The organism is Bifidobacterium platyrrhinorum (assembly GCF_010667645.1).
In the GTDB taxonomy this organism is placed as follows: Bacteria; Actinomycetota; Actinomycetes; order Actinomycetales; family Bifidobacteriaceae; genus Bifidobacterium; species Bifidobacterium platyrrhinorum.
The window spans coordinates 1-659 of the sequence record NZ_WHZV01000021.1; the positions used below are offsets into that span (position 1 = coordinate 1).

Annotated in this window: 1 protein-coding gene; it reads right to left on the minus strand. The window is 64.2% G+C overall.

Annotated elements, in window-relative coordinates; translation table 11 throughout:
* A partial coding sequence (locus GFD21_RS10910) for an IS1249 family transposase (protein ID WP_163197999.1) occupies nt 1-659 on the minus strand: 659 nt, incomplete at both ends.

The window sequence follows — 659 nt, forward strand, 5'->3', positions numbered from 1 at the left end:
TTCCAGTGTTCGGGCCTGATCAGCGATGCGGGGTCCGGGGATCCGCTTTTCATGTAGCACACCCATTCGCAGGCGCGTTTCATGTGCTCCTCGGGCAGACCGTGGTGGTCGAGGAGCACGTGCTTGAGCGGCGAGTTGACGCCGCCCTCGAGACGGTTCGTGGTGCGCGCCACCGGACCCGTGGCGGTCAGCGGAGGTTCGAGGAACGCGAACAGCTTGCCCTCGCGGAACAGTTTCTCCAATCTCCGGTAGCAGCGCCTGACTTCTTGATGCGTCCACCACCACTCCTGACGCGTGGCCTTCGGATTCGTCGGATCATCCTTCGCGAGGGTGCGTTCGTTGATGAAGTCCTTCCACCTGATATGCCATGCGTTGAGTGCCTCCGCCCATTTGGCCGCCTGCTCGGCGTCATGGATTTTCGTGAGCCTGTCGGAGAGCCTCTTGAGCTCCCCGCCCGCCTCAAGCCTGGGTTTCGAGGTCAGGTCGATGCGGGTGTTTCGCTGCACGTGCACCAGGCAGCGCTGGATTCGTGTATCCGGCCATACGGCGTTGCAGGCGGTCTCGGCGCCGCGCAGCCCGTCGGTGATGAGCACGTCGGGCGCGGGGATGCGTGAGAACAGCGCCGTGTACGCGGCCTTCGACTCGTGCTCGCACCACTG